Genomic DNA, 25830 nt, shown 5'->3' with positions numbered 1-25830 from the left:
CATCTATCGCACCTCTCTCCCTTTTAGCGTGCGGCGGCGATCAGCTTTGACGACGAGTAGCCCGGGATGGTGGGAAGCACCATCACCTGACCGCCGTGGCGGCGCACCGTGTCCGCCTCGGGCAACTCGACTCCGCCGTAGTCGCCGCCTTTGACCCAGATGTCGGGGCGCAGCCGCTCCAGCACGGTGGTCGGCGAGGTCTCATGGAAAATCGCCACGCCGTCCACGCAGGCCAGCGCGGCCAGCACCCGGGCGCGATCCTCGGCGGCCACCACCGGGCGTCCGGCGCCTTTGAGCGCCCGCACCGAATCGTCGGAGTTGATCAGCACCACCAGCGCATCGCCGAGGTCGCGTGCCCGGCGCAGCAACCGGATGTGTCCGGTGTGCAGCAGGTCGAAGCACCCGCCGGTTGCCACCAGCGTGCCGCCGGCCCGCCGGACCCGATGGGCCAGCGCCGTCACCGCCGCCATCCCGGTGACCGCGCCGCCCGGGGTGGTCAGCTCGATCCCGCCCGGCATCGGCATGGCACTGGACACTCCGGCCGCACCGCCGGTCGCCACGAAGCGAGAAGCATCGGCCACCGCGGCGGTGGCGGCCGTCAGCGCGTCGGCGCCGTCGGCCAGCGCCAGCGCGGCGGCCACCGCGAAACGGTCCCCGGCACCGCAGGTATCGCTGCGGCCGGCGGCGGCGCCGGGCGAGTGGATGTGGTGGGCGGCGTGCCGCGCGTCGGCGAACAGCGCCCCGCCGGCGCCCAGCGTGACGCTGACAGCGCCGGCGCTCCAGGCTCGCCGCAGCGCGTCGGCCCGCTGCCCGCCGCCGGCCGAGGGTGCGAAGATCTTCGCTTCGGCGTCGTTCGGGGTCACCAGGGCACACCGCGGGATCGGCACCGCTCCGCGCGGGTGCGGGTCCCAGACCACCGGCGCGTGTGCCGCCGCGGCGGTCAGCGCGGCACGCAGCTTCTCGTGGGAGGCAACGCCGTGGCCGTAGTCGGCGACGCAGATCGCGGCGGCCTCGCCGAACAGCTCGCCGATCTCGGCGGGCAGTCGCTCGTCGGCCGCATAGCCGTCGCCGTGGTCGAGGCGCACCACCGATTGCCCGCCGGCCCGGATCCGGATCTTGCTGAGCGTGCCGCCGCACAGCGGCAGCCCCACCACGCGGATGCCCGGGTGGTCGTCGGCGAAGATCTTGGCCAGGCTACGGCCGGTGGCGTCGTCGGCGGTGGCGGTGACCAGCACGACGTCGGGATACTCCCGGGCGGCCAGCACCGCCGCCAGGCCGGCACCGCCGGGCCGCTGCCAGATACGCTCGGGGTCGACCACCGGGACCGGCGCCTCCGGCGACAGGCGGCTGGCCGAGCCGTCGACATCGACGTCGAGCATCGAATCACCTATGACCACAAGCGGTTTCATCACAGCACCCGTTCGCTGTCGAGCAGCACGGCGTCCACGGCCATGCACAGGCTGTGCACCAGCAGCAGGTGGATCTCTTGGACGGTGGCCGTCGAATCGGCTTCCACGCCGATGCCGTCGTCGCTCATCGTCAGCAGCGGGTTGGGCGCCGGCCCGGTCAACGACCAGGTGGTCACGCCGATCTCCTGCGCCGCCTTCACCGCGGCCAGCACGTTGCGGCTGGTGCCACTGGTGGACAGCGAGATCAGCACGTCACCGCGGCGCCCGTGGGCACGCACCCCCCGGGCGAACATCTCCTCGGCGCCGTAGTCGTTGACGATCGCGGTGGACGCCGAAGTGTCGGCGTGTAATGCGATGGCCGACAGGGGTTCTCGTTCATGATGGAAGCGGCCCACCAGTTCCGCGGTCAGATGCTGGGCCTCGGCTGCACTGCCGCCGTTGCCGCAGGCCAGCAGTCGGCCACCGCCGGTCAGCACCTCGGCCAGCCGCGCCCCCCAATCCGACAGCTGGGTGGCCGCCGGGCGTACCCGGGCGATCGCTCGCTCCAGCTCGGTCATATGCCGTGCGATCATGCCGCACCTCTTCCGTTTCGGGGACTTCCGATTTCGGCCACGGCCGCCACCACGTCACCGGCGGCGATGCCGTCCAGACAGGGGTGGCCGGCGACGGGACAGTTTCGGGCCCGGCTGCCGCGGCACGGCGCACTCTGATCGCCGCACAGCACTACCGGGACGCCGCAGGGACTCCAACGCTCGGCGGGCACCACTGGCGCGAACAGCGAGACGATCGGCGCCCCGACCGCCGCGGCGAGGTGCGCCGGTCCGGTGTTGGGTGCCACCACGGCCCGGGCACCGGCGAACACCGCACCGAGTTCGGCCAGCGTGGTGCGCCCGCCCAGGTCGGTTGCCATCTCACCGGCGACGGTCGCGGTGAGCTCCCGCTCGGCGGCGGAGCCGGTGACGACGACGTGATGACCGGTCCGCACCAGCGCGCGCACCAGCTCGGCGGATTTGCCCGCCGAGGGCTGGCGCGCCGACACCGCGGCTCCGGGGTGGAACGCCACGTAGCCGCCGCCGAGCGCCGCGCGCAGCGGCCCGGGCAGCGGCGGTAATCCCTTGACCCGCAGCCGCCCGTCGTCGCCGGGCGGCAACCGCCAGCCGGCGGCCCGGGCCAGCGACAGGGCCCGCAGCGGTTCGGGGATGTCACCGGGGTCGGGGTGGCGAAGGTCCAGCAGGGTGCCGGGGTAGTCGGTGCAGATCGCCCCGATCCAGCGCACCCCCGCCATCCGGCCGATCAGGGCCAGCGGCAGCGGCGACTGGTGAAACGAGGTGAGAATCAGCAGTGCGTCAGGCCGTTCGGCCGCCAGCAGGCCGATCAGTTCGGTCACCGCCGCCGCGGTCACCGGACCGGCGTCGAAGTCCACCCAGCCGGCACGCCACCGCACCACCCGGTCCACCCCGGGCAGCAGCTCGGCGGCGGCGGCGCCGCGCGGGCCGGCAAGAAACACCACCCGGTCGTGTGCCGCGGCGACGGCACGCACCGCCGGGCCGCTGATCAGCACGTCGCCGAGACTGTCGAGCCGCGCGACGACCGCGGTGCTCATCGAATCCCCTTGAGCACCAGCGACACCGCCGCATTCAGGGAGCGAGCCACCGCGGCAGTGGCACGCGCGTCGGCGATCTCGGCGGTCCGGGTGCGCCCGGTCGGCACCAGGATGGCGTCGGCCTGCGCAGCCAGCGCGGCGGCCACATCGCCACCGGTGTCGCCGATCATCACGCAGCGACTGGGCTGCACGTCCAACGCGTCGGCGGCCGCCGAGACCAGGCCGGGGGCCGGTTTGCGGCAGCCACAGCCGTCGCCGTCGTCATGCTGGCAGACCTGCCAGCTGTCGAACGGCCCGAGCAGTTCGTCCACCCGGGAGTTGACCGCGGCCAACTGCTCGGGGCTGATCAAGCCTTTGGCCACCCCCGATTGATTGCTCACCACCGCCAGCCGCAGACCATGCCGGCGCAGCCGCGCCAACGCGCGACGGGCGTGCGGCAGCGGAACCACCCCGTCCGGATCGGCCAGGTACGGGCCGTCCTGAATCAGGGTGTCGTCGCGGTCCAGCAGCACCGCCAGCGGCGGTTCGGCCAGCGCATTGCGGAACCGCAGAGCGCCGCGGATCCGGTAGGTCACCGCGACGGGCGGAATCAGCGCACTGCTCACCACCATCGCCGCGATCTCGCGGCCACCTCGGGGCCCGGCGGCGATCCGGCGCAGCGCGAATTCTGCCGTGAGCCCCAGCCAGCCCCATGCCCCGGCCCGCAGCATCGAGCGCCGGCCGGTGAGCATGCCCAGCACCGCGAGCAGCCCGGCGCCGCAGCTGATCACGTGCAGCGGCAGTCGTCCGCGTCCCTCGCCGATCGCGCTGCGCCACCCGCGGCTGTGCTTGCGGCGCATCAGCGCGTCATCACGGTTGCCGCGCTGCGCCGCGACACTGCTCCATACGCTGCTGCGCGCGGGAATCGGATGCACCGATTCACGGCTGCCGAAAGTGATTCGGCCCCCGGCCCGGGTGAGCCGCAAGGCGATATCGGCGTCCTCGCGGTAGGCCCGCGGGAAACGCTCATCGAAGCCACCGCAGGCCACCAGCGCGTCACGCCGGTAGGCCATGTCGGCGGTGATCCACCGGGCGCCGTCCAGGCGCAGGGTGCGCCGTTCATCGTCGGACGGGCGGCGATCCGCCGGCGCCGGCACCACGATCCGAGCCTGGGATCCGACCACCTTGGGGCCGGCGGCCTGCAGGTCGGCTTCCAGGCGGGTGCACCAGTTCTCGCCGGTCTCCACGTCGTCGTCGAGGAAGCAGATCCAGTCCGTCCGGGCCGCGCGCCAGCCGACGTTGCGGGCGGCGGCCGGTCCGCGCCCGCCGGAGCGCAGCACGGTGACCGGCAGAAAACCTGCCTCGGGCCACAGCGGCCGCGGCGGTCCCGGCCGGTCGTCGACGATGACCACCTCACCGGCCGGCAGGCGATCACCTCCGCACAACGCAACCAGCAGTCGATTCAGCGACGGGCGCCCGATGGTGGGAATCACCACCGTATAGCTCGGAGTCATTGCGCATGCCGCCGAATCAGGAAGGGCCCCAACGCCAATGCGTCGATCGGGGCGCTGCCGAAGCATTCCAGCGCGTCGCGCGGGCTGTCCACCATCGGCCGCCCGGCGGTGTTGAAGCTGGTGTTGACCACCACCGGCACCCCGGTGCGCTGGGCGAACGCGCTGATCATCGCGTGCAGCAACGGCTGGTCGGTGTCGACGGTTTGGATGCGCGCGGTGCCGTCGACGTGCGTGACCGCGGGAATGCGATCGCGCCACGCCTCGACGACATCGTGCACGAACAGCATGTACGGGCTGGGCAGTGGGCCGCCGGTGAAGATCTCGGCGGCCCACTCGGCGAGCACCATCGGTGCGACCGGGCGGAACTGTTCGCGGCCCTTGACCCGGTTGAGCCGCTCCAGGTTGCCGGCGCGGCGGGGGTCGGCCAGCAGCGACCGGTTGCCCAGTGCCCGCGGACCGAATTCGGAGCGGCCCTGGAACCATCCGACGATCCCGTCACCGGCCAGGACTTCGCCGGCCGCGACGGCGATATCGTCGGGGCGTTCATACCGGATGTCGGCCTCGGTCAGCGCGGCGGCGATCGCGTCATCGGTGAACGAGCGGCCCAGCGACGCCGACGGCATCGGCGAGATCGCTGAACCGCCCAGCTCAGCCGCCACGGCCAGTGCCGCCCCCAGCGCGGTGCCGGAATCACCGGCGGCCGGCTGCACCCAGATCGCGCGGAAGTCGCCCCGGTTGAACAACGCGGTGTTGGCCACGCAGTTCAGCGCCACTCCCCCGGCCAGGCACAAACTGTCGGCCTTGGTGTGCGCCGCCAGCCAGGCCACCGTGTCGGTCAGCACCTGCTCGACCACCCGCTGCACGCTGCAGGCCAGGTCGGCGTGCGCCGGGTCCAGGCCGTCCTCATCGTGGCGGCGGGGCCGGGTGAGCTCGGCGAAGTCGACGCCCTGGGTGCGAAACGTGCCGTCGGGGCAGGAGTACACCCGCTTGCGCAGCTGCTCGGCGTAGACGGGCCGGCCGTAGGAGGCCATCGCCATCACCTTGTACTCGTCACTGGACCGGGTGAACCCGAGGTGCGCGGTGAGGTCCTCGTAGAGCAGGCCCAGCGAATGCGGTAATGCTTGGGAGGCAAGGATATCCAGTTTCTGGTCGCGGTACTCGCCGGCCATCATCGAGGTGGCCTCGCCGCGGCCGTCGACCACCAGCACGGCGCTGTCGCGAAACGGGGACGCCAGCGCCGCCGACGCCGCGTGCGCCACATGGTGCCGCACGTGCCGCACCACGCCGGGGTCCAGGCCGGGCAGTGCCGCGGCCAGAAACAGCGGGGCCCGGCGGGCATACATGGTGCGCAGGTGCTCCCAGTCGCGGTCCTGGCCTTCGAGCACCTCGCCTTCGGCTGAACCGGCCTCAGCCAGCGCGGGGTCATAGGAGTAGCCGACCGCGTCGAGGTCTTCCGCCCCGATCCCGCCCTGCTCCAGACACCACCGGGCGGCGTGCACCGGCAGTTCCCAGGTAGAGAACGCCACCGCCTGTTTGCCGTGCTTGCGCCGGGTGAACCGCTCCTCTTCGGCCGCCGCGACGATCCGGCCGTCGACGACCAGGGCGGCGGCCGGGTCGTGAAAGACCGCGTTGACGCCAAGCACCCGCACCAGAACCACCCCCCGACCGCGAGAACCGCTTTGCTAGCACAGGAGATACCCACCAGCACCGTCGCTAAACGGCGGTTGAAAGGGTCGGCTAAACCGTTGCGGTGACGTCGATCTGGGGACGGAACCAGGCGATGGTGGCATCCAGGCCTTCGGCAGCACCGACCTTGGGCGCCCAGCCCAGCGATTCGCGCGCACGCCGGATGTCGGGGCAGCGTCGCTGCGGGTCGTCTTCCGCCGCGGCGATATGGCGGATCGGTGAGGCACTGCCGGAGCGCTCGCGAATCAATTCGGCGACTTCGAGCACGGTCAGCTCATGCGGACTGCCGATGTTGACGGGGCCGGTGACGTCGCAGCCGGCCAGCGCGATCAGCCCGGCAACCGTGTCGTCGACGTAGCACAGTGACCGGGTCTGCCGGCCGCTGCCGGCGACGGTGATCGGCTCGCCGCGCAACGCCTGACCGCAGAACGTCGGCACCATCCGGCCGTCATCCAGTCGCATTCCCGGGCCGTAGCTGTTGAAGATCCGGGCCACCCCGACATCGGCGGACCGGGCCCGGCGGTAGGCGAAAGTCAGCGCTTCAGCGAACCGCTTAGCTTCGTCGTAGACACTGCGCAATCCGATGGGATTCACGTTGCCCCAGTAGGTTTCGGGCTGCGGATGAACCAGCGGATCGCCATAGACCTCGCTGGTGGAGGCCAGCACGAAGCGGGCACCCGACGCCTCGGCGATGGCGAGGGCGGCCGCGGTGCCCTGCGCGCCGGCCCGCAGGGTCGCTATCGGCATGCGCAGGTAGTCCGGCGGGGATGCCGCCGAGGCCAGATGAAACACCACGTCCAGCGCCCCGAACCGCCCGGGGTCGGCGAATCCGTCCGAGATATCGGTCTCGATAAACTCGATACCCGAAAGACCCTGCACTACAGAAAGATTGGCTTCCGACGCGGTGGACCGGTCATCGACGCACCAGATCCGCTGCGCGCCTTCGCCGAGCAGCGCCAGGCACAGCCGGCTGCCGAGAAACCCGGCCCCGCCGGTGATCAGCACCCGCTTCAGCGCACGTACTCCGGACCCAGCCGAATGGGCCCGATCGAGATCGGGCCCATCGCGGCTCGGGGTCAAGCCTTGCTCGTCCAGATCAGCACATCCTGAACGCCGTCGTTGTAGACCACTCCGTCCGGCGCCGGGCCGGTGACGTCGAAGTAGATCTTGCCGTGGGCCTGGTCGCCCTGGGCGATCGGCGTCGGCGGGATGCCGCCGGGCACCGGCACGTTGTTCACCACCCGGTAGGTGGTGCTGCTGGCGGCTCGGGCGTTGAAGTCGTTCACCAACGGTGTCACCGTCCCCTGGTCCGCACGCGCGGTCACGTCGGCCTGATACAGCTTGCCGTGGGGCTGGTACCCGGGAATCACCACGTTGGCCGGTCCCAGGTTGCTGACCGTGTACGACGTTGCCATCGCTCCGTCGTGGAGCTGTTCGGGCGTGCCGAACGGTTGGATCGCCGGCTCGGCCATGGCGGTGGTCGCGGCGAAAACACTCAGTGCGGCGATTCCGACTGCACCGGCGGCCGTCTTGGCCGCAGTCGTTGAGAGCTTCACTTCTGACTCCTTTCCGTCGAGTCGTCACCGAGCGGCGGTCCGTTTGCTCGAACAACACCGCCCGTGTCCCAGCGCGTACCCGACGGCGCCGTGGGCAAAACACCAACGCAGTTGCGCGGAGTAGCTAGATTGTGGATAGTTACGAAGCTCGGGCGTTCAGGAAGTAGCGCCGGTCCGGATCGTCCGTGCATTCATTCCTGCGATTCCTGACCGCGGTTTGCCCCGCCGGCCGGTGGAATCAGCTCATACTGTGTGGGTACGAGAAAGCGGGTATGCGTGGTCGGGGATGTCAACGCTCAGTTCACGGCGCCGATAGGCGATGACGACGAGGTCCACAGTGACCTCGACCTCGTGGTAGGCCACGGCGAGCCGCAGCGGGTCGGCCGGTTTCGCTACTTTCTCGGCGAGCAGCGCTGGGAGTGGTCGGACACGGTGGCCCGGATGCACGGCTATGAGCCGGGCACGGTGGAGCCCAACACAGAGTTGCTGCTGCAGCACAAACACCCCGAGGATCGCCCCCAGGTCGCCGAGGTGCTGGATCGGGTGGTGCAGGGCGAGCCGTTCAGCAGCCGGCACCGCATCGTCGACACCGCCGGGCAGGTGCACTGGGTGATCGTGGTCGGCGACCGGATGCTCGACGACGACGGCGTGTTGACCGGTACGGCCGGCTTCTATGTCGACGTCACCGATGTGCTGCAAGCCGATGTCAGCGCCGTGGTTTCCGAGGTCGCCGAGTCGCGGGCGGTGATCGAGCAGGCCAAGGGTGTGCTGATGGTCGCTTACGGCATCTCCGCCGCGCGGGCGTTCGACATCCTGGTGTGGCGGTCGCAGGAGACCAACATCAAGGTGCGTGATTTGGCGGCCCGATTCCTGGCGGCTTTCACCGGCAGGTTGCCGAGCGAGGTGCTTTCCGATCTGGACCACACGCTGTTGACGGTGACCTGAAGCAGCGGCGCGAAGCCTGCGCTGGATATCGCCGCAGATAAGGGTTGCCGTTGCAGTCGGAGTGGGTAGCCCTCTGAACGTGGTGAGAGCAATGGAGCACGACCACAGGTTGCGCGCTGTTCCCGGCGATGCCGCAAAAGGCGATTTCAACGACCTTGAGACGGAGCCGGATCCGCGGACGGAGGAGCCGTACGAGAGGCTTGCCGGCGAGGCCGAACACGCGGCCTCGGTGCGCGGCCCGCGGCCGGCCGCCAGCTACGGGAGGCGGGATGAGGTCCCGGCATAGCGAGCCGAGTCGGCTCACGGTGTCGGCGGACACCGCGGGTGAGGCGTGTCTGTTGCGTGCGCGCGGCACGCTGGACAGCAGCACCTACCTCGAAATGCGCGATAGCGTGATCAAGGCGGCGCTGGATGAGCCACAGGCCGTGCTGGTCGACGTCAGCGGTCTGGCGGTGCCCGCGCCCTCGGGGTGGTCGGTGTTCACCAGCGCGCGCTGGCACGTGAGCACCTGGCCCGATATCCCGGTCCTGCTGATCTGCCCCCTACCAGACGCGGCGGCGCGGATCACCCACACCGGTGTGACCCGGTACGTCCCGGTCCATCCCGACGTCGACAGCGCGCTGGCTTCGCTCGTAACCGACAAGCCCCCGCGCCGCCGGGTTCGCCTGGAGCTGCCGCCTCGCACGAGCAGCCTGCGCGGCTCCCGCGACTTCGTGGCCGAGTGGCTGAGCAACTGGTCGCTGAACCAGCTGATCCCGACCGCCAAGGTGATCGTCGACGTGCTGGTGGAAAACGTGCTTCACCACACCGGAAGCCCACCGGTAGTCCGGCTGGAAAGCGCCGGTTCCGCGATCACCATCGCAGTGGAGGACACGGACGACGCCCCGGCGGTGCGCCGTGAAACCCCCACCGGCGGCGCGGGCTACACGTCCGGCCTGGCCGTGGTCGGCGCACTGTCGCGCACCTGGGGCAGCAGCCCCACCCCCCGCGGCAAGACGGTGTGGGCGGTGGTGGGACCGGAGAACCAGCTCTAATCCCCAGCCCCGAGTGCTACCTCGGCTCCGACATCACTCCCCGGATTCTGGCCGAGCGCGGATCCGATGAGCCGGTCCGGGTATGGAGCGCCGGTTGCGCCCGGGGCCGTTCACTGACTCCCTACTTGCCGGCCGACCACCTGGTGTGCCACCTCGGCGAGCGGGACGTTCAAGTTCTGCGAGAGCCGCTTGAGCAGTTCGAAGGCGCGCACCGCATCGATGTCGAACCGCTCCATGAGCATCCCCTTGGCCTGGCCGATGACGTCGCGGGAGGCCAGCGCGCTGCGGAACTGCTCGTCGCGGCGGACCATGTGCCAGGCCAGCGCGGCGTGGGTGGCGAGGGTCAGACCCAGCTCCACCGCATCGTCGTCGAAGGCGCCGGGCGATTCGGCGTAGAAGTTCAGAGCTCCGGTGCTGGTCTTGCCGGTGAACAATTCGAATGCCAGGATCGACCGGATCGGGGTCGTTTCGGCCGCCTCCCGGCAGTAGGCCGGCCAGCGTTCCTCACGTGAGGTGTCGTCCAGGCGAACGAGATGGTGCTTCCACGCCGCGGTCAGGCACGGCCCCTCTTTGAGGCGGCGTTGGATGTCGTCGAGCACAGCCGGATAGACGTCGGTGGCAGCCAGGGTCTGTACCCCGCCATCCGACGTCGTCAGCGTGACCCCGGCGTACTGTGCGCAGGGCATGTGGGCCAGCAGGTTCGCGATCAGCGCATCCAGCGCATCGTCTGAGTGGACGTGTGGCCGCTGATCCAGCGTGTAAACCAGGCCCGCAACCTCGCGCATCATGTCATTGCGGGTCGTCACCGCCATCTCTTCGCTCCGCCCACGGTCGCCGTCCGGTGAACCCATGCTCCTCCGTTCAGTCGGGCGCGGCAACAGTTTCGCGCCCGCGCCGGCAGTAGGAGCGAAAATCGAGAATCCTCAAATGGCTCTCAGGAGTTACACATTCGCAAGTTTCGGCGGTTACCCCGACCCCGACGCCCTGGCCGCGGAACGGGCCTGTGCCGTTGCCGGCAGCAGCCGGTCATACACCCGCATTGTGTCGGTGGCGATGCGATCCCAGGAGTATCTCGAGCGGGCGCGCTCCCGCCCGGCGGCGCCGAACGCGGACGCGGCGCGCCGATCCCGCAGGATGGCATTTACCGCGTTCGCGCAGGCACGCGGATCCTTCGGCGGTATCAGCAGGCCCGTCGCGTCGTGGACCACGGTGTCGAGCATGCCGCCCACCGCCGACGCCACCACCGGCACGCCGCAGGCCATCGCCTCCAACGGCACGATCCCGAACGGCTCGTACCACGGGGTACACGTCACCACGTCCGCGGAGCGCAGCAGCGCCGGCATATCCTCGCGGGCCACCGACCCGTAGAGCGAAACCCGGTCCGCCACCCCGAGGTCGACAGCCAGCTTGCGCAACCGGCAGGCCTCCGGGACGGCGTCGAGTTCGGCACGTTCGGGGCCACCGGCGATCACCAGCTCGGCGGTCGGGACGGTGGTCAGCGCCTCGATCACGGTGTCAAATCCTTTGCGGGGCACGAACCTGCCGACCGCGACGATGCGGCGCCGCGCCGACCGCGGTGCCGACGGTCCTTCCGGCGAGAACCGGTCCACGTCGACGCCGCACGGCACCACCGAGATCCGCAACCGGTCCCGGCCGAGGCGCATCAACTCGAATACCTCGTCGCTGCAGCCGGCGGTCACCCACGTCGCCTCGCGCGCCACCCGCGTCTCCAGCCGCAGCCGTTCGGCGGGACTGGTGTCGCGATGTCCCTGGTGTCGCTGCTTGACCACGCCCAGCGCGTGAAACGTCTGGACCGTCGGCACCCGGCGGCGCTGGGCCGCCAACTGGGTGGCGATCCCCGACATCCAAAAGTGCGCGTGCGCGATGTCCGGGCGCTCCACGTCCCACTGCTCACCCAGATACCGCCCGAACGCCCCCATGTACTGCAGCAGTTCGTCTTTGGGCAGATACCGCGGCGGTCCGGCAGGCACGTGCACCACCGTGTAACCCTGCTCGGTCTCGACCCGCTCGGGCAGGTCGGGATCGTCACGGCGGGTGTAGACCTCGACGCGGTGGCCGCGGCGGGCCAGCGCCGCGGACAACTCGGCGACGTGGACATTCTGGCCGCCGGCATCGGCTCCGCCGAGCGCGGCGAGCGGGCTGGCGTGTTCGGAAACCATTGCGATCCTCATCGCGATCCTCCCCTGATACTGACGATGCTCATGCGCACTGCGCTTCGATCACCTGGTCCCAGTCGCTCAGGAACCGGTCGAGCCCGAAATGTTCCGTCGCGAAGTCGCGGGCCGCCTTGCCGACCACCTCGGCCAGGTAACGGTCGGCGACCAGCCCGCTCAGCGCCACCCGCAAGGTGTCGACGTCGGCGCTGACGACGCCTGCCTCCCGGGGCACCACCAGCGGCGCCATGGTGGAGGCCACCGCCACCACCGGCATGCCCAAGAACATGGCCTCCAGTAACGACAATCCCAGCGACGTCCAGCGCGCGGTGTGCAGATAGACCCGCCGGTGCGCCAGTTCCTTCATCAGCGGCCCGGTGCGCATATCGCCGTGGCCGGTGACGCCGGCGCAGCGGTGCGCCGGGTCGTTGAGGTCTTCGGTCCCGATCCCCCAGACGTCGACCGGCGCGGATTGCCCGAACGCTCCCAACAGGTCGGCCCCGACCGTGCGCCACCGCCGCACCGGTTCGTTGATCAAGGTGCCCGCCGCCGCGATGTCACCGGTATAGAGGTGTCCCGGGTCGGCGATGCCGTGGTCGATGACCATGGTCGGGGCCCGCCCGTTGTCCCACATCAGCCGGTTGAAGTCGGTGACGTGGATCAGCGGGATGTCGTCGCGGTCGGCGATCGGGTGCCGGCTCTCCACCACGAACGGCCGCGGCGCGTTGTGCTCGACATACACCGCGGGCACATCGATGCCGGGCCGGCGGCCCAGCAGCCGGGCGGCCAGCTCCAGCTCGTGCGGGCGCTGCAGCACCACCAGGTCGATGTCCTGGTCGTGCAATCTGCCCGCCGGGACCTCGGACGCCCGCGGCCAGTCGCGGCCGCAGAGTCCGCGTCCATCCGGATCGTGGGGAGCGTTTACCGGAAGGAGGTAGCGGTGCGCGCCCGCAACGAAGGCATCCATCCAGGAGCCGTGCACGTGCCAGACGAGCACCGAACGCCGGGTGGTCTGCGGAAACGTCATAACCGCTTGTATCCCGCGGCGCTGGTCTCTAAACGCGGAAACGGCCCCGAAAGGGGTTAGCAGCGGTTTGCTGCAAGCGAATTCGCGAAGAACTCTCCGGAGAACCGTTACTAATCCGTTGCAATGTCGAGCGCTTCGGCGTAGGTTCAGGAACAGGTTGAGTTCACAGCCACCCGGAGGACGCGTTACCACGCAAGCCAGGGAGGCCCACTCCCTAGCTACTCATCCGTGCAGGGTGTAACTCGCGTCGGGCGCGATCCACCAGTTACGAATCTCGACTGATGGAGTGATCCAATGCCTGCACTCAAAGTCGCGGGTCCGGCCTCGCCGGCGCCGCTCATAGATACCGTGCCGCCCTCTGATACCTGGGAAAGCCCCAACGCCCGTTGCGTCGCCCGCTGGGGGCGTTCCGGCGTGGTGATCAGCGTGTGCGGCGAACTCGACGCCTCCAACACCGGTCAGCTGGCCGGCTACGTGCAGCACTGCGCTGCTTACTGCGAATGGCTCATCCTCGACCTCAACGACCTGGAATTCATTGGTACCGCAGGCTTTTCCGCGCTGAAAACGATCACTTCCCAGTGCTCCGACGCCATGATCTACTGCACGACGGTGCCGGGCCCGGCGGTAACCCGCCTGCTACGGATCTGCGATCCCACCAACGCTTTGTCGACGACGGCGTCGGTGACCGAGGCGCTTGCCGGCGTGCAGGAATTGCGGCGGGTGCACTAAGCCTCCCGCCCCTCGACCAGCTCGCGGGCCCGCGCCTCGGTTTCGACCGCGGGCCCCGAGCCGGGCAGGCGCCGGCCCGCCACCTCGGGCGTGAATATCAGCGCCACGGCACCGATCACGCCGGCGGCAATCAGTAGATAGGCCGGCGCGGTCGGGTTGCCGGTGCTCGAGACCAGGGCCTCGGCGATCAGCGGGGTGGTGCCACCGAACGCCGACACCGAGAGGTTGAAGCCGATCGCGAGCGCACCGTAGCGGACCTGGGTGGGAAACAGCGCCGGCAGCGTCGCGGGCAAGGTGGCATCGAAGCACAGCAGCATCACGCCGATCAGCAACACCCCGGCGAACGCCACCGGAAAGCTGCCGGCCGAGCGAATCAGGGTGAAGGCCGGCACCGACAGGATCACCAGCATGGCGCAACCCAGCCCCAGCACCGGCTTGACGCCGATGCGGTCCGACAGTCTGGCCACCGGCACCACAGTGGCCATCATCAGCAGCAGAGTCAGCACGATCAGCAGCAGCCCGGCGGGGTGCGGGACTTGCGCGGTGGTCTGCAGATAGGTGGGCAGGTAACCGGTGAGCAGGTAGTCGGTGACGTTGTAGGTCAGCACCAGCGCGATGCACAACGCCAGCGGCTGCCACCGTCTGGTGGTACGGCGCAGCTGCGCCAGCGCGGACTCGTCAGCATCAGCTTTGCGGGCGGCCTGCTGGTAGGCCGTTGATTCCTCCAACCGCAGCCGCAGGTACAGCGCCGCCAGCCCCAGCGGAGCGCTGAGCAACAACGGAATTCGCCACCCCCAACTGAGCATGGCCTCATCGGTCAGCCAATTCTGCAGCCCGATCACCACCGCACCGGCGACGACGTAGCCGGCCTGCGAACTCAGCGGCAGGAATCCGGCCAGCATGCCCCGCTTGTTGTCCGGGGCCTGCTCGCCGACATAGACCATCGCGCCGACGTATTCGCCGCCCGCGGAGAAGCCCTGCACCATCCGGGTCACGATGAGCAGCATCGGCGCGGCGATACCAATGGCCCGGTAACCGGGCAGCAGGCCGGTGGCGGTGGTGCCGAGTGTCATCAGCACCAGGGTGGTGACCAGCACCCGCTTGCGTCCGATCCGGTCCCCGAGTTGTCCGAACACCAATCCGCCCACCGGGCGCAGCGCGAACGCCGCGGCCAGCGTGCCGAACACGCCGATCAGGCCGGCGGCACCGGAATCCGGATAGAACACCCGAGCGATCGTGGTGGCGAGGTAGCCGTAGACGCCGAAGTCGTACCACTCCATGAAGTTGCCGATCGCGGTGCCACGGATGGAGCGCCGGACTTCCGCAGGATCGGCGACCCGGATCTGATCGCGCCGCCAGCGTCGGCGACGGCGGTTGCGGCCGGCCAGCGTTAACCCACCGCTCGCAACGTTTCGGGCGTGAGGTCGCGCCGCGTCGGGTAGCCGTCGACGGCCATCAGCAGATCGACTTCAGCCAGCAGGCAGCGCAGCACGTGCACCACGCCGTCCACCCCGCCGAGCGCCAGTCCATAGGCGTACGGGCGACCGATTCCCACCGCGGTGGCGCCGAGCGCCAGCGCCTTGATGATGTCGGCGCCGCTGCGGATCCCCGAATCGAACAGCACCGGCAGCCCGTCGGCGGCCTCCAGCACCGCCGGCAGGCAGTCCAGCGCCGGCAGGCCGTTATTGGCCTGCCGCCCACCGTGGTTCGAGCAGTAAATCCCGTCGACCCCGGCGTCTTTGGCACGCCGCGCGTCGTCGGGATGGCAGATTCCCTTCAGGATCAACGGCAGCGCGTTCAGCGAGCGCAGCCAGTCCAGATCCGCCCAGGTCACCGGGCCGCCGAAGATCGGCAGCTTGCGCACCACCGCATCGGTCGGATCCTCGCCGTCGGAAAGGCCGGCCAGAAAAACGGGGTCGGTGGTGTAGTTGGCCAGACAGCCGCTGGGGACCTGCTGGTAGTTGCCCGCGCTCAGGTCCCTGGGCCGCCAACCGGTGACCCAGGTGTCCAGGGTGAGCACGATGCCCTTGAAGCCGACCGCCTCGGCGCGGTGCACCAGGCTGGCGGCCATCTCCCGATCGGGTGGGGTGTAGAGCTGGAAGAACCCCGGGGTGTCGCCGCACGCCGGCGCCACGTCTTCCATCGGGTCACTCGACAAGGTGCCGGCCACAAAGGGGACGCCGGTGCGCGAGGCGGCCCGCGCGCAGGCCAGGTCCCCGTGGCCGTCCTGGGCGCAGACCCCGATGACCCCGATCGGCGCCATGAACACCGGGGCGTCCAGCCGCACCCCGAACAGCTCGACCGACAGGTCTCGCTCGGTGGGGGCCACCAGCATCCGCGGGATCAGGCCCCAGCGCTCGAAGGCACGGCAGTTGGCGCGTTGGGTGTGCTCGTCACCGGCGCCGCCGGCCACATACCCCCAGACCGAAGACGGCAGCGCGGCAGCGGCTTTGGCTTCCAAGTCGGCGAATGTGATCGGCAGCGCCGGGTTGTGGCCGGCGAGGCCGCGACGGTAGATCTCGTCCTGGTAGCTGGCGAAAGCCACCGGCTCACCGGTTCTGCTGTTGTTGCATGCGCCAGGCGACGAAGTTGGCCCCCTGTTGGACCATCGTCGCGTCGTCCCCGGAGTAGCTGTCGTGCGCGGCGAAATTCAGTCCCTCGGAGCAGACCGCGTCTTCCGGCGCGCACACCAGCAAGGTCTTGCCTTGATAGGACGGACCGATCACGATCGCGGGCTCCTTGAGGAACTGCATCGCCCGCTCGTTGGGCATCGCGAACAGCACGACCGCGGCGACGTGGTCGGCGATGGTGGGGTCCAGCGGCTTGGGTACCGTCGCCGGGTCGACACCGTCGGGTACCTGCGCCGAGGTGACGAAGCCCATCACCGCTGCGCCCTGCGAGTAGCCGCCCAGCACCATCTTGGTTCGCGGGCATGTGGTCGCCCGGGACAGCACGTGAGTGGCTGCGTCCCGAACGCCACCGACGCCGGTGTCCCATTGGTCGCTGGCCGGGTAGTCGACCGCGTAGACGGACGGGCTGTAACCGAGACGTGCGTTGAGCGCGTTGACGAACGCCTGCCCGGTCGGCCCGACACCGGGCGCCTCACCGGTGCCGCGCGCGAACACCAATTCGGTTTCGGGACACGGCGCAGCCCGCGCGGCGGGAACGCCGGGGGCGAAAAGCATTGCGGCACCGGCGGCCGCCGCAGCGAGCGCCAGAGTGCCAAGGGAATAGCAGGAGTCATGCTCGGACATGTCGGTGTAGGTGCCCCCCGCGACCTCGCCTCAAACCGCCAATTCCAGGTTTTTTCCGGTCTTTTTCCGGGGCCGCTCCCTGGACAACCGTCGCCAGCTTTGTTAAGACAAGAAGGTTAGGTGTCTGTCGACGTTTCCCCTCTCGCACACCCGGCCGGCAGGCCGTGACTTTCGGGTCTGCGCGGAAGGGGAAACACCATGGGTAAGAACACCGCGGGCCGGGTGCGCCGGGCCGCCAACGTCATCGTCGCCGCCGGGATGCTGCCCGGGGTGATCGGACTGGCCGCTCCGGCCCCGCCCGCCGCGGCCGCCGGGCCGGAGTTCCTCTCTGTTCCCTCACCGGGCATGGGCCACAACATCACCGTGGAGTTCCAGGGCGGCGGCGCGCCGGCGGTCTACCTGCTCGACGGCCTGCGCGCCCGTGACGACCGAAGCGGCTGGGACATCGAGACGCCAGCGTTCAACGAGTACGCCGGTTCCGGGATGTCGGTGGTGGCGCCGGTCGGCGGACGCTCCAGCTTCTACACCGACTGGTACGGGTCGGCCAATGGACAGACCTACAAGTGGGAGACGTTCCTGACCAGTGAGCTGCCGAACTTCCTCGCCGGCCGGGGCGTGCGCTCGACCCGCAACGCGGTCGTGGGCGTTTCCATGTCCGGATCCTCGGCCCTGATTCTGGCGGCTTACCACCCGCAGCAATTCGCCTACGCCGCTTCGCTTTCGGCACTGTTGACGCCGTCGAGCGGCAATGGCCCGATGCTGATCGGCATGGCGATGAACGACGAGGGCGGCTTTCACCCGCAGGACATGTGGGGCCCGGACGGCGGTCCCGGCTGGCAGCGCAACGACCCGACGGTCCAAGCCGGGCGGCTGGCGGGCGCCGGTACCCGGCTGTGGATCTACAGCGGCAACGGCTCCCCGTCGGAGATCGGCGAAGGAAGCCTGCCCGGCCAGGTGATCGAGCAGGTCGTCATGCAGAGCAACATCGCCTTCCGCGACGCCTACAACGGTGCCGGCGGACACAACGCCACATTCAACATCGACAGCAACGGCGTGCACAGCTGGGGCTACTGGGGCGCCCAGCTGGCGGCGATGAAGCCCGACATGCAGAACACGTTGGGCGCCGGAGGCCGCGTCTGACAGATCGCCGACCTGCCGGCTCAGGACGGCCCGGCCGCCAACGCCGCCTCTGCTGCGGCGGCCACCCCGTCATACCAGGGTTCGCCGTGGCCGGGGAGCACGGTCGCCGCGCCGGTGTCGGCCAGCGCGGTCAGCGACGCCAGCGCTTCGGCGCTATCGGCCGTCGCGGCACCCGAGACGATCTGCGGACCCGCGACACCGGTATAGGGGTCAAGAGTGACCAGCGCATCCCCGGAGATCAGGGTGTCGCGGTCGGCCAGGTGCAGAGCGCAGTGGCCCAGGGTGTGTCCCGGACTGAACACCGCCCGCGGCCGGCCGGGGACATCGAGTTCAGTGCCGGCCGAATAGCAGGTGGTGTCGGAGATGCCGCGCACGAACAGCGCGCCGGCGGCGGCCATCCGCAACAGCCCCGGTATCGACTTCGGGTAGCGCAGCGGATAGATCAGCCGGCTGCGTTCGTGCGCGTAACGAGCGGGATGTGCGGCCAGATACTGATCGGCGGCGTGCACCCACACCGGCGCCTGCCACCGGTGATGGACGCGCCGGGCCGAGCCGACATGGTCGAAATGGGCGTGGGTCAGCACCACTGCCCGCACCTCGCCGACCGACCGATTAAGTTGCGCCAGAGCCTTTTCCAGGGCCCTAAAGGTGGCCGGCAGCCCGGTGTCGACCAGGGTGACGCCGCTGTCGTCCTCGATCAGGTAGACATTGACCCCCGCATGCGCCAAGCGGTGTACTCCCTCGGCGACGTCGCGTTCGAGTACGCCTGCCATGGCCCCGGGCTACCCCGGCCGGGCGGGGGCAAAACCCGCACCACCCTCAGGCCACCACCCGGATGTGCTCGAGGGAGGGGTCTGCGGCGTCGGGCAACGCCATGCCGGCCGCCTGACCCGAACGCAGAAAGTCAACGACGGCGGTGTCGAGACGCTCGCCGGGCACCACCGCGGGCACGCCGGGCGGGTACGGCGTGATCTGCTCGGCCGCGATACGCCCGGCGGCCTGCGATGCCGCGACCATCTCGGTGCGGCCGAAGAAGGCGTCACGGGGAAGCAGCACGCTTTCCAGCTGTAGCTCTTCCGGTGACGGCAACCTGATCGGCCAGGGCTGTTCGAATGACCTTGCGGCGGCGCGCCACCCGCCCAGCGCATCCAGCAGCCGGTCGGCGGTGCTGCCGTCGTCGGCGAAGGACATGGTGGCCAGGATGCGCCGATGATCGGCCAATCCCACGTCGAGGCAACGATGTTGACGCAGCCAATCTCGGGCCTGATAGCCCGACGTACCGGTGCCCGAGACATCCACCAGCACCTGCATCCGGTCCAGGTCGTGGGAGGCCTCCTCGCCCAGCAGCACATCCTCGAGCACCTCGATGTCGGGCAGCTCATCGATGCGACCCCGCACGTCGCGCGCCAACTTCAGTGCGGCGTCCAACATTCCGTGTCCGCTTCGCATCATCTGACGGCGCCAGCCGTCCAGCGCCGCGTAGATCGGCACACTGGGGCTGGTGGTCATCAGCAGGTCGGCACAGGCGGTGAGCCGCTCGCGATCGATGAGATCACCCTGCACGTGATAAACCGAGCCCTGCTCGAACCCGGCACCCATCTTGTGCACGCTGACCACGCAGACATCGGCGCCGGCGTCCATCGCCCAAGTAGGCAGATCGTCATGGAAAGGCAGGTGCGCGCCCCAGGCCTCATCGACGATCAGCGGCTTGCCGCGCTGATGGCAGATCTCGGCGATGGCAGCCAGGTCCGCGCAGGTGCCATACGGCGACGGGCTGACGATCAACGCTCCGGCGGCATCGGGGTGCTCCTCCCAGGCACCGGCGACCCGCTCGGGTGACGGCGGATGACTGAAGTGCCGCTCGGCGTCCCAGCGCGGAGTGATCCAGCGCGGCTGGATGCCGGAAAAGATCAGCCCGCCCACGATCGATTTGTGGCTGTCGCGCGGCAGTAGCAGCCCGCCGCTGTCGCCGCCGGCCACCGCCATCATCGCCGCGCGCACGGAAAGCGAACTGCCGCAAGTAGAGAAGAATGCCATCTCGGCGCCCACCGCGTCGGCCATCAGATCTTCGGCGTCGGTGAGAAACGCTCCGCCCGCCTCCCAGTCGTCCAGCCCGCCGCGCGCGAGGATGTCGGCGCGGAACAGATCAGACCCCAGCACCTCGCGCACCGCCTCGTCGGCACCGCGGCCCCGGCGGTGTCCCGGTGGGCTGAAGCCGTAACGGTTTTTGCGGTGGTAATCCGCCAAGGCGTCCAACACAGGTGCTCGGCGGTGATCCATATCGGCCATATCGGCTAGGCATACCCAAGGCAAGCAGCGGGTAATCGGCGGTCATGACCGACCGGATCGCCGAGCCGTGGGGTGCCCGAACCCCCTACGCCGCGGGCCAGCAGTGGCCCGATCGGGTGGACACCGAGCTCGCCGACGGAGTCAACGCCGACGAGGTGGCGTGGGCGCAGTCCGCGGCGGTGCTGCACTCCAATGGCGACGGCCTCGACATCGCCAGCCACGGCGGCCGGATCGTCGGGGTGCGAGGCCGGTGCGTCGACCGGGTCAACCACGGACGGCTGGACCCCAAGGACCTGTTCGGCTGGCAGGCCAACAACTCCCCCGATCGGCTGGCGGTGCCGCTGGTGCGAGAACGCGGCCGGCTGGTCGAATCGGACTGGGAGACAGCGATGGATCGGATCGTGGCGACGAGCCAGGCGCTGCTTCGTGACATCGGCCCGAGCGCGATCGGCTTCTACACCAGCGGCCAGCTGATGCTCGAGGAGTACTACACGCTCGGGGCGATCGCCCGCGGCGGGCTGGGCACCAACCACATCGACGGCAACACCCGGCTGTGCACCGCCACCGCCGAGTGGGCACTCAAGGAGACCTTCGGCTGCGATGGCCAGCCCGGCTCCTACACCGACGTCGATCATGCGGACGCGATCGCGCTGTACGGGCACAACGTTGCCGAGACCCAAACCGTGCTGTGGTCACGGATGCTGGACCGGCTGGCCGGCTCCGACCCGCCACAGATCATCTGCGTCGACCCACGCGAAACCCCGGTCGCCAAGGCAGCCACGGTGCACCTGGCGCCGACGCCGGGGACCAACCTGGCGTTGATGAACGGCCTGCTGCACGAGGTGATCACGCACGAGTGGGTGGATCGCGACTACATCGACGCCCACACCGTCGGCTACGAGCAGTTGGCGGCCTGCGTTGCGCAGTATCCGCCGGAGCGGGTCGCCGAGATCTGCGATGTGCCGGTCGCGGATCTGCGGCGCGCCGCGGAGATCCTCGGTCATGCGCAGCGCCTGCTGTCCACCGTCCTGCAGGGCTTCTACCAATCCCACCAGGCGACCGCGGCGGCCGTACAGGTCAACAACCTCAACCTCATTCGCGGCATGCTGGGTCGGCCCGGTGCCGGCATTCTGCAGATGAACGGTCAGCCGACCGCGCAGAACACCCGGGAATGCGGCGCCAACGGGGACCTTCCGGGGTTCCGCAACTGGGAGAACAACGCGCATGTCGCCGAGCTGGCGCGACTGTGGAATGTCGATCAGGCCAAAATCCCGCACTATTCCGAGCCGACCCACGCCATGCAGATGCTGCGCTTCGCCGAGCAGGGCAGTCTGCGGATGCTCTGGGTCAGCGCCACCAACCCGGCGGTGTCGCTTCCGGAGCTGCACCGCATCCGGCGCATCCTCGGTCAGACCCGGCTTTTTCTGGTGGTGCAGGACATCTTTCGCACCGAGACCGCCGAGCTCGCCGACGTGGTGCTGCCGGCCGCGGCGTGGGGCGAGAAGACCGGGACGTTCACCAATGCCGACCGCACGGTGCACCTCTCGGAGCAGGCCGTCGATCCGCCCGGGAAGGCTCGGGCCGATCTCGACATCTTCTGCGACTACGCGCAGCGGATGGACTTTCGGGATCGTGACGGCGCGCCGCTGATCTCCTGGAAGGATCCCGAGTCCGCGTTCGCGGCCTGGCAGCGCTGCAGCGCCGGGCGTCCCTGCGACTACACCGGCTTGAGCTATGACAAGCTGCGCGGCGGTAGCGGAATCCAATGGCCGTGCAACGCTGAGCATCCCGAGGGCACCGAGCGGCTGTACGCCGATGGCGAGTTCTGGGCTAAGCCCGACTACTGCGAAAGCTACGGCAAAGACCTGATCACCGGCGGGGCGATCGACGAAACCCAATACCGGGCAACCAACCCGGACGGCAAGGCGGTGCTGCGGGCCGCCGATTACACCCCACCGCACGAGCACCCCGTCGACGACGACGAGCTGTGGCTGACGACCGGCCGCACCGTCTACCACTTCCACACCCGCACCAAAACCGGTCGGGCACCGCAACTCAATGACGCCGCACCCGAGGCCTGGGTGGAGTTGTCGGCCGGCGACGCCGAACGCCGCGGGATCCGCGACGGCGATCCGGCCGTCATTCGTTCGGCGCGTGGCTGCGTGCAGGCCCGCGCCAAGGTGGGCGGCATCCGCGACGGGGCGGCGTTCCTGCCGTTTCACTACGGCTACTGGGACACCGAAGGCGCCGGCCACCACCGTGCCGCCAACGAACTCACCGTCACCGACTGGGACCCGGTGTCCAAACAGCCACTGTTCAAGACGTCGGTGGTGCGCATCAGCAAAGGCGCCGAGGCGGACAGGAGCGGCTGGTGAAACTCGTCCTGGCACTGCGGGAGCTGCACCGCTCCGAAACGTCGCTGGCGCACCGGTTCCGCCGGGTCGGCGAGCGGCACAAGGCCGATCACGACATCTTTCATCTGTGCGCCGATCTCGCAGGCTGGTCCGAGGACCACGTCGCCAGGCTTGCGGGCGCCGGACGCGGTCACGGCGTGCGTCTGGCCGAGTCTCCCGCCCGGCCGGGCCGGGTGCTGTCGTCGTTGCGGGAGTTGACCAGCGTGGTGCTCGGCCGGCGACCCGAGCCGGGACTTCTGCTGCTAGCGGATCTGCGCAGCCTGCACCTGCACGCCGCCGCGGTCTCGATCGACTGGGAGCTGCTCGCTCAGGGCGCCCAGGCCGCCCGCGACCAAGAACTGCTCGAGCTTGCCGCGCGGTGCCATCCCGAGACGTTACGGCAGATGGACTGGGCCAACACGAAGCTCAAAGAGCTTGCGCCGCAAGTTCTGATGTCGTGACCGCTAGCGCCGGAACGCGATGACCAGTGCCAGCACGTCGAGGGCAAGCAAGCCCCAACCCACCAGCGGTACAACGAAGCCGCGTCGCCGCCCGGCCGTGAAGAACGAGGCGAGAATGGTCAGCGCGGCGATGACGGGCGCACCGTAGTAGAGCACGCCGAAGACCGCTCCGCTCGGTCCCAGGTCGGGACATTCGGCGGTGCTGCAGGCGGCGGTGCTCATCACCGCGCCGGTGGCGAACACCATCACCAATGCCGCCCCGGCGACGGTCAGCAGGGCAGTCACCCAGTTGACCCACAGCCGGGCGCGGCGGTTGTCGGTCTCGACAGGCACCGGCATCGGCTCTCCGGTCACAACGCAACCTCCCGGCTCTGCAACTCATGCACCAGCGCATCGCAGAAGGCCGGCAGGTCGTCGGGCTTGCGGCTCGACAGCAGGATCGACTGTCCACCGTCGCAGCGCACCAACTGCTCGTCGACCCAGTCGCCACCCGCATTGACGATGTCGGTGCGCAGGCTCGGCCATGACGTGATGCGCCGCCCGCCGAGAACTCCGGCTTCCACCAGCGTCCACGGCCCATGGCAGATGACCGCCACCGGCTTGCCGGCCTCGAAGAATTCCCGCACGAACGCGACCGCACGGTCATTGGTGCGCAACTGGTCCGGGTTGGCCACCCCACCGGGCAGCACCAGCGCGTCGAAGTCGTCCGCCGAGGCATCGTCGACCACTCGGTCCACGTCGAACTCGTCGGCGCGGTCCAGATGATTGAACGCCTGGATCTTGCCGGTCTTCGTCGACACCAGCACCGGTTCGGCACCGGCTTCGCCAACCGCCCGCCACGGCTCGGTCAGCTCCACCTGCTCGGTCCCCTCAGGCGCCACCAGAAACGCGACCCGGCGGGCCCTTGCCGATTCGGACATCGACCTCCCCTTTCGCCGAAACTTCGGACACCTGCTGCCATACCCGATGGCCCTACCGCACAAACGGACCGGTGTAGCCGGCCGTCACCGGGGGTACCCCGGCCATCATGAGATGGCAGGGCTGGTGCAGCACGGCGGTCGCCGGCGTGCTGGCGAGTGCCGGCTGCTCAGCGCCGGGACAGTCCTTGCTCAGTGCGCCGGAAGCCGTGTCGGTGCAGGTGCAGACACCGCTGCGCGATCCGGTGTGGTCGTATGGCACCGGGTCGCTCATCGCGCTCACCGACGACGGGCGGGTGGCAGCGATCGATCATGCCGCTGACCCCGATGCGGTCACCACCCGGCTGTCCGCGCCGCTTCACGCCGGGCGCAACCTCCAGATCAGCGGCGCCGACCAGACCACCGTGTTCGTCCCGCAGCCGGCCCGCGGCCGGGTCGCGGCGGTCGAGCTGAGCAGCCTGGAGCAGACCGGTGAAATCGACGCCGGGCCGGCGCCGGCCTACCTGTCCCAGGACTCGGGCATGCGGGTGCTGCTCGCGCTGTCCGCCGACGGGTCGACGGTGACCCCGGTCGAAGAGCAGGGCCTGCGGAAGCTGCCGAGTGCCCGGGTGACCGGGGGCGCCGCCGGCATCCTCGATGGCGCCAATCGTGGGCGCGCCATCGAATACCACGTCTACGGGCCGGGCGGAATCTCCTACTACAAAGGGCCGTCCTCGCCGCCGGAGCACCGCGGCAGCTACGACACGAAAGTCACCGCGGCCGCCGGAGACGGCACCGCGGCGAGCCGGGCCTATCTGGCCGACGCCGACGGCGACACCCTGTACGTCGTCGAGTCCGCCCGCGGCGGGCACGGGTTGGAGGAGATCGGCCGTTCCCCGGTCTCCTCGCCGATCCGCTACCTCGGCTCCGACGACACCCGGATCTATGCCGCCACCGACACCGGCGTGACGGTCTTCGAGTCGGCTACCTTCACCGGCTTCCCCCACGGCAGCATCCCGATGCTGCGCGTCCTCGACTACCGGGCCGGTCTACCGTCCGGGCCGGCCCGGTCCACCCCTTTGTCCGGCATGGCGATCGGCCCCGACCGGGTGTATCTGACCCTGAAGGGCCAGCCGCTCGTGGTCAGCGTCGCCAAGCCGTTATGAGAACGGAGGTTCCCGTGCCGGCGACCGACCGCGTCAGCATCGACGACGACGTCGCGGTGCTCACCGAGCAAGTGCGCGCATTGCGCGAGCTGGGGCAGCGCCCGCAGGTCGAAGACGTGCAGATCTACGACCTGAGCATCCGGTGGGGCACCGCACTCGCCGGCCGGCTGCGCCGGCTGGCGTACTACTACGGCCGCGGTGTGCTCGACGACGACGCCGAGCACCGGCTCGCCCAGGTCTGCGACGAGCTGCGCAGCGTGGCCCACCTGGTGGAGCGCTTCGACCTCGCCCGCCCCGAGCTGCCTACTTAGCCGGAAACTCCTTATAGCGCAACCGGATCGCGGTTCTGGGCTGCGGGCACGACGGCTCACGACAGGTCAGCGCCACCAGGTAGGCGTCATGGTCTTCGTCGAGGAACAGAAAACCCAGGTATAGCGCGCGGCCCACCGCGAAATCGGTTCCACCGCAGGCCGCACAGCGCCCGCCCCGCACTCTGATCAGCTCGGACACCCGGTCGCGGGCGGCACCGTCCACGTCGATCAGTTCCGGGCGGGACTCCGCGGTGGCAGTCATCT

At 69.6% G+C, this 25830-nt stretch carries 26 protein-coding genes; 8 read left to right on the top strand and 18 right to left on the bottom strand.

Going from position 1 to position 25830, the window contains the following annotated elements; translation table 11 throughout:
* Positions 1–23 precede the first annotated feature (23 nt).
* From AC5Y31_RS18660 to AC5Y31_RS18630, 7 genes are all read right to left on the bottom strand, one after another.
* A complete protein-coding gene (locus AC5Y31_RS18660; RefSeq protein ID WP_499982089.1) occupies positions 24–1409 on the bottom strand; it encodes a PfkB family carbohydrate kinase in 1386 nt (461 codons plus the stop codon).
* Positions 1409–1981: a D-sedoheptulose-7-phosphate isomerase gene (locus AC5Y31_RS18655; RefSeq protein WP_065026217.1), complete on the bottom strand. Its 573-nt coding sequence runs from the start codon at positions 1979–1981 to the stop codon at positions 1409–1411. The genes AC5Y31_RS18660 and AC5Y31_RS18655 overlap by 1 nt, the downstream gene beginning before the upstream one ends.
* On the bottom strand, positions 1978–3012 hold the full coding sequence (locus AC5Y31_RS18650; RefSeq protein WP_499982087.1) for a glycosyltransferase family 9 protein: 1035 nt from the start codon (positions 3010–3012) through the stop codon (positions 1978–1980). Before AC5Y31_RS18650 ends, AC5Y31_RS18655 begins: the two co-directional genes overlap by 4 nt.
* The gene (locus AC5Y31_RS18645; RefSeq protein ID WP_499982085.1) at positions 3009–4505 is read right to left on the bottom strand and encodes an HAD-IIIA family hydrolase; all 1497 of its coding nucleotides are present in this window, start codon (positions 4503–4505) and stop codon (positions 3009–3011) included. Before AC5Y31_RS18645 ends, AC5Y31_RS18650 begins: the two co-directional genes overlap by 4 nt.
* Entirely contained in the window at positions 4502–6154 is a 1653-nt protein-coding gene (locus AC5Y31_RS18640; protein WP_499982083.1) for a carbamoyltransferase family protein, read from the bottom strand. Before AC5Y31_RS18640 ends, AC5Y31_RS18645 begins: the two co-directional genes overlap by 4 nt.
* Positions 6155–6242: 88 nt before the next feature.
* Positions 6243–7286, bottom strand: a complete 1044-nt coding sequence (locus tag AC5Y31_RS18635) for an NAD-dependent epimerase/dehydratase family protein (protein WP_499982121.1) — start codon at positions 7284–7286, stop codon at positions 6243–6245.
* The gene (locus AC5Y31_RS18630; protein WP_499982081.1) at positions 7268–7747 is read right to left on the bottom strand and encodes an MPT63 family protein; all 480 of its coding nucleotides are present in this window, start codon (positions 7745–7747) and stop codon (positions 7268–7270) included. The genes AC5Y31_RS18635 and AC5Y31_RS18630 overlap by 19 nt, the downstream gene beginning before the upstream one ends.
* A 276-nt stretch (positions 7748–8023) precedes the next feature.
* Between AC5Y31_RS18630 and AC5Y31_RS18625 the strand changes: the two genes are divergently transcribed.
* Positions 8024–8692 carry a PAS and ANTAR domain-containing protein gene (locus tag AC5Y31_RS18625; RefSeq protein ID WP_499982120.1) on the top strand — a complete coding sequence of 223 codons (669 nt, stop codon included), beginning with the start codon at positions 8024–8026 and terminating at the stop codon, positions 8690–8692.
* 269 nt (positions 8693–8961) lie between these two features.
* Positions 8962–9726 carry an STAS domain-containing protein gene (locus tag AC5Y31_RS18620; protein ID WP_499982079.1) on the top strand — a complete coding sequence of 255 codons (765 nt, stop codon included), beginning with the start codon at positions 8962–8964 and terminating at the stop codon, positions 9724–9726.
* Between the two features lie 110 nt (positions 9727–9836).
* Here the strand turns inward: AC5Y31_RS18620 and AC5Y31_RS18615 are convergent, their stop codons facing one another.
* From AC5Y31_RS18615 to AC5Y31_RS18605, 3 genes are all read right to left on the bottom strand, one after another.
* Positions 9837–10538 carry a GAF and ANTAR domain-containing protein gene (locus AC5Y31_RS18615; RefSeq protein WP_499982078.1) on the bottom strand — a complete coding sequence of 234 codons (702 nt, stop codon included), beginning with the start codon at positions 10536–10538 and terminating at the stop codon, positions 9837–9839.
* Between the two features lie 153 nt (positions 10539–10691).
* Positions 10692–11918, bottom strand: coding sequence for a glycosyltransferase (locus tag AC5Y31_RS18610; RefSeq protein ID WP_499982076.1), 1227 nt, complete (start codon positions 11916–11918; stop codon positions 10692–10694).
* Between the two features lie 28 nt (positions 11919–11946).
* A complete protein-coding gene (locus AC5Y31_RS18605; RefSeq protein ID WP_499982075.1) occupies positions 11947–12927 on the bottom strand; it encodes a glycosyltransferase in 981 nt (326 codons plus the stop codon).
* 294 nt (positions 12928–13221) lie between these two features.
* On the opposite strand from AC5Y31_RS18605, the gene AC5Y31_RS18600 reads away from it, so the two are divergent.
* Complete coding sequence (locus tag AC5Y31_RS18600) at positions 13222–13656, top strand: STAS domain-containing protein (RefSeq protein ID WP_499982073.1); 435 nt, start codon at positions 13222–13224, stop codon at positions 13654–13656.
* On the opposite strand, the gene AC5Y31_RS18595 is transcribed toward AC5Y31_RS18600, so the two are convergent.
* The 3 genes from AC5Y31_RS18595 to AC5Y31_RS18585 all read right to left on the bottom strand — a co-directional run bounded on the left by AC5Y31_RS18595 (position 13653) and on the right by AC5Y31_RS18585 (position 16910).
* Complete coding sequence (locus AC5Y31_RS18595) at positions 13653–14963, bottom strand: MFS transporter (protein ID WP_499982119.1); 1311 nt, start codon at positions 14961–14963, stop codon at positions 13653–13655. The two genes, AC5Y31_RS18600 and AC5Y31_RS18595, sit on opposite strands and share 4 nt — an antisense overlap.
* Positions 14964–15046: 83 nt before the next feature.
* Positions 15047–16201, bottom strand: a complete 1155-nt coding sequence (locus AC5Y31_RS18590; protein ID WP_499982072.1) for an alpha-hydroxy-acid oxidizing protein — start codon at positions 16199–16201, stop codon at positions 15047–15049.
* Positions 16202–16205: 4 nt separating this feature from the next.
* Positions 16206–16910 (bottom strand): cutinase family protein, encoded by a 705-nt coding sequence (locus AC5Y31_RS18585; protein WP_499982070.1) that lies wholly within the window; start codon positions 16908–16910, stop codon positions 16206–16208.
* A 198-nt stretch (positions 16911–17108) separates the two neighbouring features.
* Between AC5Y31_RS18585 and AC5Y31_RS18580 the strand changes: the two genes are divergently transcribed.
* Positions 17109–18050, top strand: a complete 942-nt coding sequence (locus AC5Y31_RS18580) for an esterase family protein (RefSeq protein ID WP_499982069.1) — start codon at positions 17109–17111, stop codon at positions 18048–18050.
* 20 nt (positions 18051–18070) lie between these two features.
* Here AC5Y31_RS18580 and AC5Y31_RS18575 read toward each other — a convergent pair whose 3' ends face one another.
* Both AC5Y31_RS18575 and AC5Y31_RS18570 read right to left on the bottom strand, forming a co-directional pair.
* A complete protein-coding gene (locus AC5Y31_RS18575; RefSeq protein ID WP_499982068.1) occupies positions 18071–18823 on the bottom strand; it encodes an MBL fold metallo-hydrolase in 753 nt (250 codons plus the stop codon).
* A gap of 46 nt (positions 18824–18869) precedes the next feature.
* Entirely contained in the window at positions 18870–20330 is a 1461-nt protein-coding gene (locus AC5Y31_RS18570; RefSeq protein WP_499982117.1) for an aminotransferase class I/II-fold pyridoxal phosphate-dependent enzyme, read from the bottom strand.
* A 53-nt stretch (positions 20331–20383) separates the two neighbouring features.
* On the opposite strand from AC5Y31_RS18570, the gene AC5Y31_RS18565 reads away from it, so the two are divergent.
* Both AC5Y31_RS18565 and AC5Y31_RS18560 read left to right on the top strand, forming a co-directional pair.
* Positions 20384–22714 carry a molybdopterin oxidoreductase family protein gene (locus AC5Y31_RS18565; RefSeq protein ID WP_499982066.1) on the top strand — a complete coding sequence of 777 codons (2331 nt, stop codon included), beginning with the start codon at positions 20384–20386 and terminating at the stop codon, positions 22712–22714.
* Entirely contained in the window at positions 22711–23193 is a 483-nt protein-coding gene (locus AC5Y31_RS18560; protein WP_499982064.1) for a hypothetical protein, read from the top strand. Before AC5Y31_RS18565 ends, AC5Y31_RS18560 begins: the two co-directional genes overlap by 4 nt.
* A 3-nt stretch (positions 23194–23196) precedes the next feature.
* On the opposite strand, the gene AC5Y31_RS18555 is transcribed toward AC5Y31_RS18560, so the two are convergent.
* Positions 23197–23532: a hypothetical protein gene (locus AC5Y31_RS18555; protein ID WP_234787492.1), complete on the bottom strand. Its 336-nt coding sequence runs from the start codon at positions 23530–23532 to the stop codon at positions 23197–23199.
* A gap of 11 nt (positions 23533–23543) precedes the next feature.
* Complete coding sequence (locus AC5Y31_RS18550) at positions 23544–24113, bottom strand: type 1 glutamine amidotransferase domain-containing protein (RefSeq protein WP_499982063.1); 570 nt, start codon at positions 24111–24113, stop codon at positions 23544–23546.
* Positions 24114–24220: 107 nt separating this feature from the next.
* Between AC5Y31_RS18550 and AC5Y31_RS18545 the strand changes: the two genes are divergently transcribed.
* Both AC5Y31_RS18545 and AC5Y31_RS18540 read left to right on the top strand, forming a co-directional pair.
* Positions 24221–25255: a hypothetical protein gene (locus tag AC5Y31_RS18545; RefSeq protein ID WP_499982061.1), complete on the top strand. Its 1035-nt coding sequence runs from the start codon at positions 24221–24223 to the stop codon at positions 25253–25255.
* Between the two features lie 14 nt (positions 25256–25269).
* Positions 25270–25566, top strand: a complete 297-nt coding sequence (locus AC5Y31_RS18540; protein WP_499982060.1) for a hypothetical protein — start codon at positions 25270–25272, stop codon at positions 25564–25566.
* Here AC5Y31_RS18540 and AC5Y31_RS18535 read toward each other — a convergent pair.
* Entirely contained in the window at positions 25559–25828 is a 270-nt protein-coding gene (locus AC5Y31_RS18535; RefSeq protein ID WP_499982059.1) for a hypothetical protein, read from the bottom strand. The two genes, AC5Y31_RS18540 and AC5Y31_RS18535, sit on opposite strands and share 8 nt — an antisense overlap.
* Positions 25829–25830 lie beyond the last annotated feature (2 nt).

It is taken from the genome of Mycobacterium sp. NGS18 (assembly GCF_059813185.1).
Note: the sequence above shows the minus strand (reverse complement) of the source record. Positions and strands in the feature narration are given on the sequence as shown.

Coding starts and splice junctions, on each gene's coding strand:
- AC5Y31_RS18660 (WP_499982089.1), bottom strand. CDS start 1,409: ATGAAACCGCTTGTGGTCATAGGTGATTCGATGCTCGACGTCGATGTC.
- AC5Y31_RS18655 (WP_065026217.1), bottom strand. CDS start 1,981: ATGATCGCACGGCATATGACCGAGCTGGAGCGAGCGATCGCCCGGGTA.
- AC5Y31_RS18650 (WP_499982087.1), bottom strand. CDS start 3,012: ATGAGCACCGCGGTCGTCGCGCGGCTCGACAGTCTCGGCGACGTGCTG.
- AC5Y31_RS18645 (WP_499982085.1), bottom strand. CDS start 4,505: ATGACTCCGAGCTATACGGTGGTGATTCCCACCATCGGGCGCCCGTCG.
- AC5Y31_RS18620 (WP_499982079.1), top strand. CDS start 8,962: ATGAGGTCCCGGCATAGCGAGCCGAGTCGGCTCACGGTGTCGGCGGAC.
- AC5Y31_RS18615 (WP_499982078.1), bottom strand. CDS start 10,538: ATGGCGGTGACGACCCGCAATGACATGATGCGCGAGGTTGCGGGCCTG.
- AC5Y31_RS18610 (WP_499982076.1), bottom strand. CDS start 11,918: ATGAGGATCGCAATGGTTTCCGAACACGCCAGCCCGCTCGCCGCGCTC.
- AC5Y31_RS18605 (WP_499982075.1), bottom strand. CDS start 12,927: ATGACGTTTCCGCAGACCACCCGGCGTTCGGTGCTCGTCTGGCACGTG.
- AC5Y31_RS18600 (WP_499982073.1), top strand. CDS start 13,222: ATGCCTGCACTCAAAGTCGCGGGTCCGGCCTCGCCGGCGCCGCTCATA.
- AC5Y31_RS18585 (WP_499982070.1), bottom strand. CDS start 16,910: ATGTCCGAGCATGACTCCTGCTATTCCCTTGGCACTCTGGCGCTCGCT.
- AC5Y31_RS18580 (WP_499982069.1), top strand. CDS start 17,109: ATGGGTAAGAACACCGCGGGCCGGGTGCGCCGGGCCGCCAACGTCATC.
- AC5Y31_RS18575 (WP_499982068.1), bottom strand. CDS start 18,823: ATGGCAGGCGTACTCGAACGCGACGTCGCCGAGGGAGTACACCGCTTG.
- AC5Y31_RS18570 (WP_499982117.1), bottom strand. CDS start 20,330: ATGGATCACCGCCGAGCACCTGTGTTGGACGCCTTGGCGGATTACCAC.
- AC5Y31_RS18565 (WP_499982066.1), top strand. CDS start 20,384: ATGACCGACCGGATCGCCGAGCCGTGGGGTGCCCGAACCCCCTACGCC.
- AC5Y31_RS18555 (WP_234787492.1), bottom strand. CDS start 23,532: ATGCCGGTGCCTGTCGAGACCGACAACCGCCGCGCCCGGCTGTGGGTC.
- AC5Y31_RS18550 (WP_499982063.1), bottom strand. CDS start 24,113: ATGTCCGAATCGGCAAGGGCCCGCCGGGTCGCGTTTCTGGTGGCGCCT.
- AC5Y31_RS18545 (WP_499982061.1), top strand. CDS start 24,221: ATGAGATGGCAGGGCTGGTGCAGCACGGCGGTCGCCGGCGTGCTGGCG.
- AC5Y31_RS18535 (WP_499982059.1), bottom strand. CDS start 25,828: ATGACTGCCACCGCGGAGTCCCGCCCGGAACTGATCGACGTGGACGGT.